This is a genomic window from Alcaligenes phenolicus, from assembly GCF_032063905.1.
Lineage (GTDB): Bacteria > Pseudomonadota > Gammaproteobacteria > Burkholderiales > Burkholderiaceae_B > Alcaligenes > Alcaligenes phenolicus.
Map to the genome: position 1 here is coordinate 197,853 of NZ_DAMBOE010000005.1, position 14,004 is coordinate 211,856.

Sequence of the window (14,004 nt, forward strand, 5' to 3'; positions counted from 1 at the left end):
TCCTGTGGTTTCTTTTTTTGTTGCGCGTTTAAAGCGTGTGTAGATGAGCGATCAAGTCTGCCGAGGGCAGGACTTCGGCGTACTTGCTGGCCATATCGATCAGATTGCTGCGATGTTGGGCTGCCGAGCGGTCAGCCACCGCATCTTCAGCCACGAACGGGGCAAATCCCGACTGCAAGCTGTCCACCACGCTGGCACGCACGCAACCGCTGGTAGTGGCACCGGCCACAATCAGCATGTCGCAGCCCTGATGGGCCAGCAAGGCGGGCAGCGGCGTGCCGTAAAAGGCGGAAGCCTGGGTCTTGTACAGGATGATGTCTTGTTCGGGGTCGTAGTCCAGCCGCGGGTCCAGCTCACAGGCAGGCGAACCACGCAGCAGGCAGCGCAAGGACGAGGCCTTGGTCAGCCACAGATTGGCGTCGGCCAGATGGGCTTCGTAGCCGATGATGGTGAAAATAACGCGACCCTTGCCACGCATGGCGCGAATCAGGGTGTTGGTTTGTTCGATCTGGCTGTCGCAGTTCGAGGCCAGTGGTGTCAAGCCAGGCTCGGTAAAGCCGCGTTGAAAATCGATAACGACCAAAGCTGGTTGTTGCCCCATGGGCAGGGTGCCGTCAAAGCCCCCTTTCAGATTGTCGCTGTCGCGCATCTTGTTTCTCCCCTCACTCTCTATTCCTGACTTAAATAATCAGGTTCCGTATTATGTGTGTAGTCTGTCATCGCTAATGACGTGAGTACAGCGTCAAATTGCGATGGTGCTATCGCAATTGATGATGGCAGAGTGCTTGTCGACCCGCCCTTCCTAGGATGGAATACTGGCTTATGAACATCGATCCCAAATCTTTACGGCTGTTTTTATTGGTGCTGGAACGCGGCACCATCTCGGGGGCGGCCGAGCAGTTTCATATTGCGCCTGCCGCGGTCAGCAAGCGCCTGAGCGATCTGGAGCAGCAACTGGGCGCAGCCCTGATCGAGCGCAGCAACAAGGGTGTGTATCCGACGGCAGCGGGCAAATCATTGGCGGCCATGTCCCAGCGCCTGCTGGACGATATGGATGCCATGGGCGCGCTGATGCGCGACTTTGCCGGCGGGGCCACTGGGCATGTGCGGATTGCGGCCAACCTGTCGTCCATCACGCAGTTTTTGCCGCAGGCTTTGAGCTCTTTTATGGCGCGTCACCCCAAAGTGCGGGTGTCCTTGGAGGAACGTATCAGTGCTGGAGTCGCCCAGGCGGTGGCCGATAATAATGCTGATCTGGGCGTACTGATTCGAGGCGTAGGCAGTGCCGAGGTGGAGTACTACGACTATCGCCAGGACGAGCTGGTGTTGCTGGTGCCTGCTACCCATCCTTTGGCAGGACGGGGGGAGCTGGCCTTTGCCGACACGCTGGATTTCGACTATGTGGGGATGCACACCGGCAGTCACCCCAATTTGCTGCTGTTACGTGCCGCTAGCGAACTGGAGCGCACCTGGCGTTGCCGCGTGCAGGTGACCAGTTACGATGCCCAGTGCCGCATGATTGAGGCGGGGCTTGGCATTGGCGTGTTGCCGCGTTCCGTGGCCGAATCCTATGTGCAAAGCCTGGGCCTGGCCTTGTGCGTGATCAAGGAACCCTGGACCTCTCGCCGCGTGGCCTTGTGTGTGCGTAGCCGCTATAGCTTGTCGCCTGCCGCGCGCTTGTTGATGGATCATCTGTTGCAGAATTGATGCGACTGTCGTTTTCAGACCAAGACCGCAAAGGCAGGCCGCAAGCCGTTTTCAAGGCGATATCGGTGTAATACAGTTCTTAATGAGAATGACTCTTGATATTTTCAGGTTTCTTGATAATAATGGTTCTCATGTTTATCTGCATATGTAACGCGATCACCGAGCGTCAAGTACAAGAAGCAGTACGTGGCGGCGCTTCCAGCCTGGCAGACCTGCAGGGTCAGCTTGGCGTGGCGTCTTGCTGTGGCTGCTGCGCGGAGACGGCTCAGGACTATTTGCCCGGCGGACGTTATGCCAATCAGACCATGATTGCCAGTCTTGAAACCGCCCGGGTGGATTACGCTGCCAACGACAGCCTGATCCCTGCTCCTGAGTTCGGCCGTCTTGTTTGTCGCGCCTAAGCGCGTGTTTTTGATCAGGATTTTCCATTCCCGCTATTGCTAGTGGGAATGATTGTTATTGGTCCTGTTACTAACCCAAAAGTGCAACGCTTTCTGGGTGTTTAGCTGTTTTTTAAGCCATGGCACATGCGTGCATGGTAGCCTGTCACATTCATCCCCCATTGTTTTTTTGCCTGCATCGCGCCTGCGTGCGATCTGTGGCGTGAGCAGTATTTGTGGGGGCTCGGCGGCTCCTTGGGGGGAGCGCCGTCAGATTTACAGGAGAACAGCATGTTTGGCGATAAAGTGGTAATTCAGCATCTGAACAAGCAGCTAAAGAACGAACTAACAGCAATCAATCAATACTTCTTGCACGCTCGCATGTTGAACCATTGGGGCTTTAACAAGCTGGGCAAACACGAGTATGACGAGTCCATCGGCGAGATGAAGCACGCCGATATGCTGATCGAACGCATCTTCATGCTGGACGGCTTGCCCAACCTGCAGGACATGCACAAGATCATGATCGGTGAGAACGTGCCTGAACTGCTGGGCTGTGACCTGAAGCTGGAGCAGGCTGCCCGTCAGACCGTGGTAGAGGCGATCGAGTACTGTGAGTCCACCCGCGACTACGTGTCGCGTGATTTGTTCTTGAAGATTCTGGACGACACCGAAGAGCACATCGATTGGCTGGGTACACAGCTGGAGCTGATCGAAAAAGTGGGCCTGCAAAACTACCTGCAATCGCAGATGGGCGACCACGAATAAGTCTTTGTTTGGTCAGACCCAAAAAAAGCACCCGTTACTAACGGGTGCTTTTTTATTGTCCTTGGCAGCTTCCTGCTCTGGAAACGAAGCCTTCAATTGCAAAGGCAGCGTAGCCTGGGAAGCGACTACAGACAGCTTAGAAGGACTTGCTTGGGCAGCCAGGCACCTTGCCCCAGGCATTGTTCGGACCGCAGTACTTGTTGCGGGCATCCCAGGAACAACTTGGGCGATCGAAAAAGCCTTTTTGGCTACAGGCATTCAACTCTTGCTGCAGCTGTGCCTGCCAGGCACCGTTATTGTTGCCGGCCACTTGAATATCTTGTGGTGGCGGTGGTGGGGGCGTGCCTACATCTACCGGCTGGATAGGCTCGGAGCCGCCCAGGTTTACACGGGCAATCCCTTGCAACTCCCGGTTCTGCTCGGTCATGGCAATTTGAATGGCCTGCTCCAGCGAAATGGATGTGGTGGCCAAGGCAATAGGTGGCTTTTCTTCCGTCAGCGTAGACGTGTCGATTTCCCAAGCGATCGGTGTGGGTGCTTGTGGCACGCCCAGGCGACCATTGGGTAAAGGCTGCGGCGGCTGCGCGGTAAAGGGTTTGCCATCGGCATCGAGCGTAGGCAAGTCTGACGGGTCGGGGGTGCTGACCGCCATGGACTTTTCAGGGCCGTGCGCGATTAGCCAGTTCCCCAGTTCCAGGCCGCCCCACACTGAAGCACCTGCGGCCAGCAGCAAGACAGCAATGATAAAACGCCAGGGCATAAGCGATGTCTCGGTTGAATCAGGGGCAATCCGGTCGGCCGGATGCGCGTAATTAAAAGAAAAGAGCCGTCATTGTAGCGAAATGTCGGCCCTGCTCTTGTGACAGAATTAGACGGCATCCCCGAAAACGTGTCCACCATGTTCACGTAATGCGTGGAATTCAATGCCTGGATTCAGCTCCTGAGCCACGCGCAACTGCGCAGGCGAGGTTGCTAAAAAGGCAATGGCCTCGACCACGTCATAAGCAATATTGCCCGCGTTGGTCTCGATAAACTTCTTCATGTCCTTGGGGTCTTTGGCTGTTACCCAGCGAGCCATATTGAAGCGGCTGGACGACAGGCGCGCTTCCACACCGTACTCCGTTTTCAGGCGGTGGGCCACCACTTCAAACTGCAGTTGGCCAACCGCGCCCAGCAGCATCATGCCGCCTGCCATATGGGGACGGAACACCTGAATGGCGCCCTCTTCACCCAGCTGGGTCAGGCCGGTACGCAATTGCTTGGTGCGCAAAGGATCTTTGACCTCAATGGACTGGAACAGTTCGGGGGCGAAGAAAGGCAGCCCGGTAAATTGCAGGTTTTCGCCTTCGGTCAGCACATCGCCCAATTGCAGGATGCCGTGGTTGGGTACACCGATAATGTCGCCAGCAAAGGCATCGTCCAGAAGTTCACGGCGTTGCGACAGGAAGGACACCACGTTATTGGGGCGAATTTCCTTGCCGGTACGCGACACTTTCAGTTTCATCCCGCGCTTGAAATGGCCGGAGCTGACGCGTACAAAGGCCACGCGGTCACGGTGGGCGGGGTCCATATTGGCTTGCACCTTGAACACCACACCACTGAACTTGGGCTCGTCCGGCTGCACTTCACGCTGCAAGGCAGCGCGTGGGCCAGGAGAAGGAGCCAGATCAACCAGTGCGTCCAGCACTTCCTGCACACCAAAGTTGTTGATGGCCGAGCCAAAGAAAACGGGGGTTTGCTTGCCAGCCAGGAACAGGTCCAGATCGAATTCGGGGGCTGCAGCGTTCAGCAGCTCGATTTCTTCCTGAGCCTTTGCAAAGGGCTCGCCAAAACGTTCGGCAATCACAGGGTTGTCCAGGCCGGGGATGATTTCATCCTCGCCATGACGTTCCTGACCGGGCTTGAACACACGCATATGATTGGCACGCAGATTGAACACACCGCCAAAGCGACGTGCCATCCCGATAGGCCAGGAAAACGGCACCACTTCCATGCCCAGGTGCGATTCGATTTCCGACAGCACATCCAGCGGCTCTTGAACTTCGCGGTCCAGCTTGTTCACGAAAGTGATGATGGGCGTATTGCGGGCCCGGCACACTTGCAAGAGGCGAATGGTTTGCGGTTCCACACCGTTGGCCGCGTCAATCACCATCAAGGCGGCGTCCACGGCGGTCAGCACACGGTAGGTGTCTTCGGAGAAGTCCTGGTGACCGGGGGTGTCCAGCAAGTTGATCACGCAGTCGCGGTATTCCATCTGCATGACCGAGGAGGCCACCGAAATACCACGTTGCTTTTCAATTTCCATCCAGTCCGAGGAGGCGTGACGGCTGGCTTTACGGGCCTTGACGCTACCTGCAATCTGAATCGCACCCGCGAACAACAGCAGTTTTTCTGTCAGTGTGGTCTTACCCGCGTCAGGGTGAGAAATAATGGCAAAGGTGCGGCGTTTCTTGACTTCAGAGCGTATGTCACCGGACGACATTGAAAATCCTTGTGGCAGCGCCAGTCTGGCGCGTGGAAAACAGTGAGCGAATTATCCGTAAAGCAGGGCTTGGGGGCAAGCTGATGCGTGCACAAGGCTAACGCGACACGCTGGCCAATACCGTCCCTGCCAGAATAAATAGCGAACCGAACACGCGGTTCAGCAGCCGTACATGGCTGGCCTGACGCAGCAAATGCAACATGCGAGCGGCCAGCGACGTGTAGCAACCCATGGCCACCAGATCCGTAAAGCACAGGGTCATGGCGATCAGCAGGTATTGCAGCGGCATGGGCCGATTCAAGTCCAGAAACTGGGGCATGATGGCCAGTAAAAATACCAGACCCTTGGGGTTGGTGATATTGATCAGGCAACCCCGTATCAACAAATCGCGAATACGAAAGTCGCTGGGTTCCTGACCTGTGACCTGCACCGGCATGGCGTCGGTGCGCAATTGCTTCCAGCCCAGATAAATCAGGTAGGCGGCACCCAACCATTTAAGCGTGGTAAACGCCAGTTCCGAGCGCGCCAGGACTTGGCCCAATCCCAGGCTGATGATGAATATCTGGATCATGATCCCGATATTCAGGCCTATAGCCATCCAGTAGCCACGCTTGAAGCCGTATTTCAGGCCGGAGGACATGGAGGAAATCGCACCTGGGCCAGGTGAAAACGAAATAACCCAGGAAGCCGCGAAAAAGGCGAGCCAGGTGCTCAGTGCCATGGTGTGCTCGGTTCGAAGGCGGGCGCTGTGCCCGCCTTTGGCAGGCACAGCCCCTTTGCAGGGTTTAGGCTTTGGCTTGTGCGGAACTGCGGTTGCTGCGGTTCGGGCCGCGGCTGTCCTGACGGCCACCGGGGCGACCTTGGCCTGCACGGGCTGCGCCACCGCCTGCACCGCCAGGAGCGGCGCTGCGACGTGGGCGGTTGTCGTTGCCTGGACGGCGCGGACGGCTTTCGCCATTGCCACCACGGCCTTCAGCGGAGCGACCTTGACCACCACCGTTAGGGCGACGGGTACCAGGAGCACGAGCGCCAGGAGCGCTGTTGAAGCGGCGCTCTGCGTAGGTGTCTTCCTTGGCTTCTTCAGCCAGAGCGGCGCGCGAAGGAGGCGTCCAGCCTTCCACCACGATGCGCTCGATAGGATTGCGGGTCATGCGCTCGATCTGCTTGAGCAAACGCATTTCGCTGCGATCCACCAGCGACAGGGCCACGCCTTCGCTACCGGCACGGCCAGTACGGCCAATGCGGTGAACGTAGTCTTCAGGAACGTTAGGCAGTTCGAAGTTGACCACGTAAGGCAGTTGATCAATGTCCAGACCACGTGCGGCGATGTCGGTGGCAACCAGCACCACAACCTTGCCGTTCTTGAAGCCGGCCAACGCACGGGTACGAGCCGCCTGGCTCTTGTTGCCGTGCAGGGCTTCAGCGGCCATACCGTCCTTGGACAGTTTTTCGGCCAAACGGTTGGCGCCGTGCTTGGTGCGGCAGAACACCAGAACCTGGTTCCAGCCGCTTTCGCGGATGATGTGGCTCAGCAGGTCACGCTTGTGTGCCTGGTCAGCCAGAATCACTTGCTGGGTAATCAGTTCGTTGGTGGTGTTGCGGGCAGCAACGGCCACTTCGTCAGGGTTGTTCAGCGAACCACGGGCCAGTTCACGGATTTCGTCCGAGAAAGTCGCCGAGAACAGCAGAGTCTGACGATCAACCGGCATCAGGCTGATGATCTTGCGAATGTCGCGGATAAAGCCCATGTCCAGCATGCGGTCGGCTTCGTCCAGTACCAGGATTTCCACGCCGGTCAGGTCCACGGTGCGTTGACGCACGTGGTCCAGCAAACGGCCAGGAGTAGCCACCAGAATGTCCAGGGGCTTGCGCAGCGCATGGAACTGGGGGTTGATGTTCACGCCACCAAACATGACCATCGAGCGCAGACGAGTGTGCTGGCTGTACAAACGTACCGATTCTTCAACCTGGGCGGCCAGTTCACGGGTCGGGGCCAGGATCAGCGCACGTGGGCGGCCTGGTTTACGGTTTTGCTGAGGGTTGTTCAGCAGACGGTGCAAGATAGGCAGGGTAAAGCCTGCGGTTTTGCCGGTGCCGGTTTGAGCGGCAGCCAACAGGTCGCCACCTTCAATGACCTTGGGGATGGCCTGGGCTTGAATAGGGGTGGGGTGGGTATAGCCTGCGTCGGTTACAGCACGCAACAGAGGTTCTGCCAGCTCAAGAGAGGCAAAAGTGATTTGAGAGTCCAAGAATTTTCCAGTGACTAGCCCAAAAGCCCTCTTTGGGGCCCTACCAATCCAGGCTAAGGTGTTTTGTTATGGCGACAATGCCACGGCAGGGGCAAGAACGCCGCCTGCTGCAAGAGGCGCAGTGATTGGTGCGCTGCGCAATCTGCCATTATAGCGTGAAATTAGTAAAAATCCTCATTGACCATCTTGTATCATTTTGAGCGGTAGCGTTAAAACAACCTGCTTCAAGCGTAAACGGTCAGGCGGATTGCCCTGCCGGATTTGACAGAAATTGTTAAGCGTCGCCATAGACGTACTTGTTATGCTGCGGTACGCGGTTTACGCTTGGCGTGCACGGACCGCCGGGCTCTGTTTGGCACGTGCCCGAGCAAATGGGTCGTAACCCGTTTTTGTTGTTTATCTGCTTATTTTTGCAGGAAAAAAATCATGACATCATGGATACGATGGGTCTTTATCAGCAGCGTGGCGGTTTTGCTGTCTGGTTGTGGGTATAACGAGATCCAGCGCCTGGACGAGCAGGTCAAGGCCGCTTGGTCGCAAACCTTGAATCAATACGAGCGCCGCGCCGAACTGGTGCCCAAGCTGGTCAGCTCGGTCAATGCCTACATGGTGAACGAGCGCGCGGTGCTGACGCAGGTTACCGAGGCGCGCGCCAAGGTCGGCACCATTCAGATGAAAGTGGATGATCTGGACAACCCCGAAGTGATGGCTCGCTTCCAGGAAGCCCAGAATCAGTTGTCTTCGGCGCTATCGCGTCTGATCGCCGTGTCGGAAAACTACCCGCAACTGAAAAGCGATGGCCTGTTCCGCGACTTGATGACGCAGCTGGAAGGCACGGAAAACCGTATTGCCACCGAACGTGGCCGCTATGTACAGACGGTGCAGGAATACAACCTGTTCATCCGTCAGTTCCCTACCCTGATTACCGCCAAGCTGTTTGGCTACAAGGTCAAGGAAAACTACGGTGTGGATCGTCAAGGCGAAATCACGCGTGACCCCGAGGTCAAGTTTGATATCCCTGCGACTCCCGCTCCTGCCGGGTCTTGATTAATTCTGGAGGTGGCACCATGAACGTGCACGATCTTGCACTGACTGCTGGGCCTGGGTCTGCACGTTCTGGCAGGCTGGCCTGGGCCTGTGGCTTGTTGATGGCCTTGTTATTGCTGTGCTGGCCCTGGACGCAGGCGCAGGCCAAACCTGAACCTGTTCCCGCCATTGCGGGGTGGGTGACGGATACCACGGGTACTCTCAGCCCGGATCAAAAAGAAGCCCTGAACCAGCAGCTCAAAGCCGTGGAGCAGGAAAAGGGCGCACAAGTCGTGATCCTGATGGTGCCCACTACGGGCGAAGAAACCATCGAACAATACGCGTTGCGTGTCTTTGATCAGTGGGAAATTGGCCGCAAGAAAGTGGACGATGGCATCTTGCTGCTAGTGGCCAAGGATGATCGCCGCATGCGTATCCAGACCGGCTATGGCCTGGAAGGTGCGGTCACGGACTTGCAGGCTGGGCGCATCATTCGCGAACAGATGACGCCTCGTTTTATCGAAGGTAATTTTTACGCCGGTATCCAGGCCGCAGCCGATAGTCTGGTGGGTCTGGTCAACGGCGAAGAGCTTCCCCCCCCTCCTGAAAATGCACCTGTCACCTCGTCGGGTGAAGAAGGCGTGTTCTGGGAACCTTTGCTGGCTGTAGGCGCGATTGTATTTTTTGCTTCGCCTTTGTTTGCCGCCTTTGCTGCTGGTGTGTTCACGCTGGTGGTGTCGGGCAGTATTGGCCTGGCCCTGCTTGCGGCTGTTGTTGGTGCAGGCTTGAGCATGATTGGCCGGCTCTTTGGGGCAGGCGGCAAGTCCAGTTCCGGGCGCGCCTCGCGCCGTGGTGGCGTCATTGGCGGCTTGGGCGGTTATTCCTCCGGTGGTTTTGGCGGGAATGGTGGCAGCAGCGGTGGTGGCTTCGGCGGTTTTGGCGGGGGCAGCGGCGGTGGTGGTGGCGGTAGCGGAGGCGGTGGCGCTTCCGGTAGTTGGTAAGGCCACAGGGGAGCGACATGAGTGTGAATTGGAAAGAGCTGTCGGGTTGGGCATCGGTGCAAGGCCAATGGCTACGCCGTCGTTATTTCAATGCCGAAATGCTGGGCCATCTGGCTGAACAGATCCGCAAGGGTGAAGAAAACCATAGCGGCGAACTGGTCGTAGCGATTGAAGCGGTTTTACCTGCCCATGAAGCCGACAGCGCCCAGCGTGCCCTGGAAGTTTTTGGTCGTTTGCGTGTCTGGGACACGCCCTTGAACTCCGGCGTCTTGCTGTATCTGGCCTTGGGTCAGCGTCGTATCCACATCATTGCAGACCGGGGTATCAAGGCCGATCAGGCTCAATGGGCGCAGATCTGTCAGCAGTTGGAAAAAGATCTGGCCTCGCGTGAGTATTTGTCGGGTTTGCTGTCCGCTGTCAGCGCGATTGAAACCGTCTTGCAGCAAGGAGCTCCAGCGCAGACTCCGGGCGCGGCGGCAGTCAATGCCTTGCCTGACGAACCTGTACTTCTTTAAGTGATGGCCAGTGCCATGAAACCGTCTGAATCCGTCGGCTCCTGGCAGCAGCAAACTCTGGTTGAAGCCATACGTTTGCGCGAGACCCTGTGGGGGCCTGTTGAAGACCTGTCTGAATCGCGCCGTGCGCGGGCGGCAGGCGGCTCCTTTGCCCAACGTGTGTCGGCTCGGGCCTTGGCGCTGGCGCGACGCGATGGGCTGGAACAAGCCTGGACGCGCTGGTGGCGTGTTGCCCGCCTTCTATTGATTGCCATGGCGGTGCTGGCCTTGCTGGCCGGGGCCGGTACAGCCGCGGGTGCATTGGGCGATGGCAGTCGAGCCGTGAATGTAGTGACGGCTTTGGGTGCGTTGCTGGGTCTGCACATACTGACTTTTATTTTCTGGCTGTTCAGCCTGGCCTGGTCGGGCAAAAGTAGCGGCACAGGCAGTTGGGCCGGGGATGCCTGGTGGTGGCTCAGTCGCCGCTTCGTCAAAGGCGATGCCAGTCTGGTTCCCCAGGCTTTTGCCGCTGTGTTGGCGCGCCGGGGCAGCCAGTCCTGGCTAGCAGGCCTGATCAGCCATAGCTTGTGGGTGTTGGCCTTTTTGTCGGCTCTGAGCACCCTGCTGTTACTGCTGGCTTCACGCCGCTACCACTTCAATTGGGAAACCACGCTTTTGACGCCGGATACCTTTGTCTGGCTGGTTGAAGGCCTGGGCGCCCTGCCATCCTTATTGGGCTTTGCCCTGCCCGATACCCTCACCATACGTAGCAGCGATGGCCTGCAAATGCTCGATGCCCAGGCTCAGGCCCTATGGTCCAGCTGGCTGTTGGGCGCGGTGGTGACTTATGGTTTGCTGCCTCGTGTGCTGGCTTTGGCCTGGAGCCTGTGGCAATGGCGTAAGCACACGGCTCGCTTGAGCCTGGACGACAGCTTGCCGGGTTTGGCAGAGCTGCGTCCTCGTTTGATGCCCGTTAGCGAGCCGACGGGTGTGGACGAATTGGCGTCGCCGGACAGAGTGGCGCGCATGCAAAACCAGCCAAGCACGCCTTTGGCGGCCAATGCACTGTGTGTGGTGGGGTTGGAGCTTCCACCAGAACAGAGCTGGCCCCCTGCTTTCATGCAGGCGCAGATGCAGGATCTGGGGCGGGTGGACTCGCGGGCCGAGCGTCTGGATATTCTGGGCCGCTTGCAGTCTGCCAGCCCTCGTCATTTGTTGATGGTCTGTGATGCCGCTCAGACGCCGGATCGCGGGGTGGTGGCGACGCTGGTTGAGTGGGCGCAGTTGGCTCAGCAGTCCGATGTGGTGCTGTTGGATGAAGCCTTGGCCGACCCGGATCAAACGCGTCGTCGTAGCTGGCATGAGCGTTTGGTGGCGGCAGGCTTTGCGCCTGGGCAGATTCACGATCAATGGCCTGATTTGTCTTTGAAGGAGCCATCATGAGTGCTGCGGCTTTGACGCTGGCGGTGGTGGGTCACACCAATACGGGCAAGACCTCTTTGCTGCGTACCCTGACACGGGACACGGAGTTCGGTCAGGTCAGCAATAGCCCTGGCACCACACGGCATGTGGAAGGCGCCAGGCTGACGGTGGACGGCGAGGCTTTGGTGGAGTTGTTCGACACCCCTGGTCTGGAAGACAGCATGGCCTTGCTGGACTTCATGGATCAGCTCAGCCAAGCCGGTGAACGTATTGATGGGCCAGAGCGGGTACGTCGTTTTCTGGAATCCCCAGCGGCACAGGGCCGTTTCGAGCAAGAAGCGCGCGTGTTGCGCAAGCTGCAATCCTGCGATGCAGGCTTGTATGTGGTGGATGCGCGCGATCCGGTCTTGAGCAAGCATAAGGACGAGCTGACCTTGCTGGCCTATAGCGGGCGGCCTTTGCTGCCTGTACTCAATTTCGTTCGTAGCCCGCAGGCGCGGGTGCAGGAATGGCGCAGTGCCTTGGCGCGCTTGGGTCTTCATGCCTTGGCGGAATTCGATACAGTGGCACCGGCTTTGGATGGCGAGGCCTTGCTGTACGACAAGCTGGCGGTGCTGCTGGAGACGCATGCTGGGGTGTTGCAGCAGTTGAAGGTGGATTTGGCGCAGCAGGCAGTATTGCGGCGTCGGGATGCCTTGCGCTTGCTGGCAGAGCTGTTGATTGATGTGGCTGCCTGGCGTGTCAGTACACCCTCGGACAAGGAGTCCATGGAGCTGGCGGCACAGCAGCTAAGGGAGCCGGTGTTGGCGCGCGAAGCCAAGAGCGTGCAGGCTTTGCTCAAGCGCTACAGCTTTGGCCGTCAGGATGTGGTGGCGGATTTGCTGCATTTCGAGGGCGGCCGTTGGGGCATGGACTTGTTCGATCCCCAGGCTTTGAAGGAATTTGGCGTGCAGTTGGGCAAGGGTGTGGCCGCAGGTGCCATGGCAGGCGCCACGCTGGATGTGATGACAGGTGGCCTGAGCCTGGGAACCGGGACGGTTCTGGGTGCCTTGGCCGGTGGTTTGTGGCAAGGCGCGGATAAGTGGGGCCAGCGTTTGATGGGCAAGTTGCGGGGCGAGACGGAACTTAGCGTGGATGATGCCGTGCTGCGTTTGCTGGCCGTGCGGCAGCTAAGCTTGATTGCGGCTTTGGAGCGGCGCGGTCATGCCGCACAGACGCCGATTCGCCTGGGCGAGATTGATGCCGAGAATTTCGATCAGGCCTTGCAGCGGGAATTGAATGTCTGGCGGGCGCAAGGCCTGCCGGAGGAACTGGCGCAGGCACGGATACATTCGACCTGGTCTACCTTGCGCTCAGACTATGCGCCGGATTCGCGGCGGGAGACGTGTGTGCAGAGCTTGGTGCAGCGTTTGTTGGGGGCGCGCAATGCGCCGAATGCTAACCCTGTCGGGCAGTCGCAGGGGTAGCAAGCTCTGGCTTATTTCTTTTCATCTTTCATTAAGTGCGCATAGCAAACCGGCGAGCTGGGTTCATTGCCGTCGTGTATGCGGTCTTCTTCAAGCAAAGCCTGGATCACAGCCTGTTTGAGCACCGTCAGGTACGAGGTTTGCGGGTCGTGGGTGGCGGTTAGCAATTGTAGTTCGCCTTTGCGGGCCAGCTTCATCAAGGAGAGCAAGGAATCAGGATCATGCTCTAGCTGTTCTTGATAGCGACGCTGGAATTGCTCGGGCGAAATATCGCCGCTATGAAAGCTTTTGCGCAATTCGCTTGCGGGGCTGGCCTCGTGCAGCCACTGGATGTCGCCCAATTCGTCTTTGCTCAGGCCGCGTGGCCAAAGACGGTCTGTAAGTACACGGGCCGCTTTGCCGGTAGGCTCATGGACGGCGTCGTAAATGCGACTCAAGGTGATGGTGTAGGGCATGACTGGCTCCGGGAGCGTCAGGCTTTTTTGTTCACGTGCTGGCGGTCAATGTCTTGTCGTCTATTTTTCTGTGAGTCAGGGTCGCTATATCGACAGGCATCCGTGAATCGCGCCTCATGCACAGTAGCAAACTGCTGTGTCGCAGCCTTGCAGCCGTGTGTGGTGATGTTTCGGATCCCCAATCACATAAGCTGCAAGGCTGCCGTTTTGTGTCTGATGTGACGTCTTACGCTTTCTTGCTGACCAATCCGTAGACAAACAGGACGATGATGGCACCCACAATGGAACCGATCCAGCCTGCGCCTTCACCAGGCACGTACCAGCCCATGGTTTGTCCCAGGTAGCCTGCGACAAAGGAGCCGACAATACCCAGGATGGTGGTCATTATCCATCCCATTTTTTGATCGCCAGGCATGATGGCTCGTGCCAGCAAACCTACGATAAAGCCCACAATAATCATGGAGATAATACCCATCGTGCTACTCCTGTTCTGTGTTTGCCGGTCTGGGATTCGGACCGCTCTGCTTATCTTAGGTATGGCGTTTTTAGGCGTC

General features: G+C 57.9%; 15 protein-coding genes. 8 read left to right on the forward strand and 7 right to left on the reverse strand.

The genetic code is table 11. From position 1 onward, the window contains the following. Positions 1-28: 28 nt before the first annotated feature. Positions 29-649 carry an isochorismatase family protein gene (locus tag U2949_RS12305; RefSeq protein ID WP_026483844.1) on the reverse strand — a complete coding sequence of 207 codons (621 nt, stop codon included), beginning with the start codon at positions 647-649 and terminating at the stop codon, positions 29-31. 173 nt (positions 650-822) lie between these two features. On the opposite strand from U2949_RS12305, the gene U2949_RS12310 reads away from it, so the two are divergent. From U2949_RS12310 to bfr, 3 genes are all read left to right on the forward strand, one after another. Continuing rightward, on the forward strand, positions 823-1,707 hold the full coding sequence (locus U2949_RS12310; protein ID WP_026483843.1) for a LysR family transcriptional regulator: 885 nt from the start codon (positions 823-825) through the stop codon (positions 1,705-1,707). A gap of 131 nt (positions 1,708-1,838) precedes the next feature. Next, complete coding sequence (locus U2949_RS12315; RefSeq protein ID WP_009460253.1) at positions 1,839-2,108, forward strand: (2Fe-2S)-binding protein; 270 nt, start codon at positions 1,839-1,841, stop codon at positions 2,106-2,108. A 270-nt stretch (positions 2,109-2,378) separates the two neighbouring features. After that, positions 2,379-2,855 carry a bacterioferritin gene (gene bfr / locus U2949_RS12320; RefSeq protein WP_009460252.1) on the forward strand — a complete coding sequence of 159 codons (477 nt, stop codon included), beginning with the start codon at positions 2,379-2,381 and terminating at the stop codon, positions 2,853-2,855. 136 nt (positions 2,856-2,991) lie between these two features. Here bfr and U2949_RS12325 read toward each other — a convergent pair whose 3' ends face one another. From U2949_RS12325 to U2949_RS12340, 4 genes are all read right to left on the reverse strand, one after another. Continuing rightward, entirely contained in the window at positions 2,992-3,615 is a 624-nt protein-coding gene (locus tag U2949_RS12325) for a hypothetical protein (RefSeq protein ID WP_009460251.1), read from the reverse strand. Positions 3,616-3,723: 108 nt separating this feature from the next. Then, a complete protein-coding gene (locus U2949_RS12330; protein ID WP_257723376.1) occupies positions 3,724-5,337 on the reverse strand; it encodes a peptide chain release factor 3 in 1,614 nt (537 codons plus the stop codon). Between the two features lie 97 nt (positions 5,338-5,434). Further along, on the reverse strand, positions 5,435-6,058 hold the full coding sequence (locus U2949_RS12335) for a LysE family transporter (protein ID WP_009460249.1): 624 nt from the start codon (positions 6,056-6,058) through the stop codon (positions 5,435-5,437). Positions 6,059-6,122: 64 nt separating this feature from the next. Next, positions 6,123-7,586, reverse strand: coding sequence for a DEAD/DEAH box helicase (locus U2949_RS12340; protein WP_026483840.1), 1,464 nt, complete (start codon positions 7,584-7,586; stop codon positions 6,123-6,125). Positions 7,587-8,012: 426 nt separating this feature from the next. On the opposite strand from U2949_RS12340, the gene U2949_RS12345 reads away from it, so the two are divergent. From U2949_RS12345 to U2949_RS12365, 5 genes are read left to right on the forward strand one after another with little or no spacing between them, the layout of a single operon-like run. After that, positions 8,013-8,633 carry a LemA family protein gene (locus tag U2949_RS12345; protein WP_026483839.1) on the forward strand — a complete coding sequence of 207 codons (621 nt, stop codon included), beginning with the start codon at positions 8,013-8,015 and terminating at the stop codon, positions 8,631-8,633. Positions 8,634-8,653: 20 nt separating this feature from the next. Beyond that, the gene (locus tag U2949_RS12350) at positions 8,654-9,613 is read left to right on the forward strand and encodes a TPM domain-containing protein (RefSeq protein WP_257723377.1); all 960 of its coding nucleotides are present in this window, start codon (positions 8,654-8,656) and stop codon (positions 9,611-9,613) included. 17 nt (positions 9,614-9,630) lie between these two features. Next, positions 9,631-10,128, forward strand: a complete 498-nt coding sequence (locus U2949_RS12355; protein ID WP_257723378.1) for a TPM domain-containing protein — start codon at positions 9,631-9,633, stop codon at positions 10,126-10,128. Between the two features lie 15 nt (positions 10,129-10,143). Further along, a complete protein-coding gene (locus tag U2949_RS12360) occupies positions 10,144-11,550 on the forward strand; it encodes a DUF2868 domain-containing protein (protein WP_257723379.1) in 1,407 nt (468 codons plus the stop codon). After that, positions 11,547-12,995 carry a DUF3482 domain-containing protein gene (locus U2949_RS12365; RefSeq protein WP_321288037.1) on the forward strand — a complete coding sequence of 483 codons (1,449 nt, stop codon included), beginning with the start codon at positions 11,547-11,549 and terminating at the stop codon, positions 12,993-12,995. The genes U2949_RS12360 and U2949_RS12365 overlap by 4 nt, the downstream gene beginning before the upstream one ends. An 11-nt stretch (positions 12,996-13,006) precedes the next feature. Here the strand turns inward: U2949_RS12365 and U2949_RS12370 are convergent, their stop codons facing one another. Together U2949_RS12370 and U2949_RS12375 are read right to left on the reverse strand one after the other, a co-directional pair. After that, positions 13,007-13,450 (reverse strand): DUF488 domain-containing protein, encoded by a 444-nt coding sequence (locus U2949_RS12370; protein WP_257723381.1) that lies wholly within the window; start codon positions 13,448-13,450, stop codon positions 13,007-13,009. Between the two features lie 226 nt (positions 13,451-13,676). After that, entirely contained in the window at positions 13,677-13,925 is a 249-nt protein-coding gene (locus tag U2949_RS12375; protein ID WP_026483834.1) for a GlsB/YeaQ/YmgE family stress response membrane protein, read from the reverse strand. Positions 13,926-14,004: the final 79 nt, after the last annotated feature.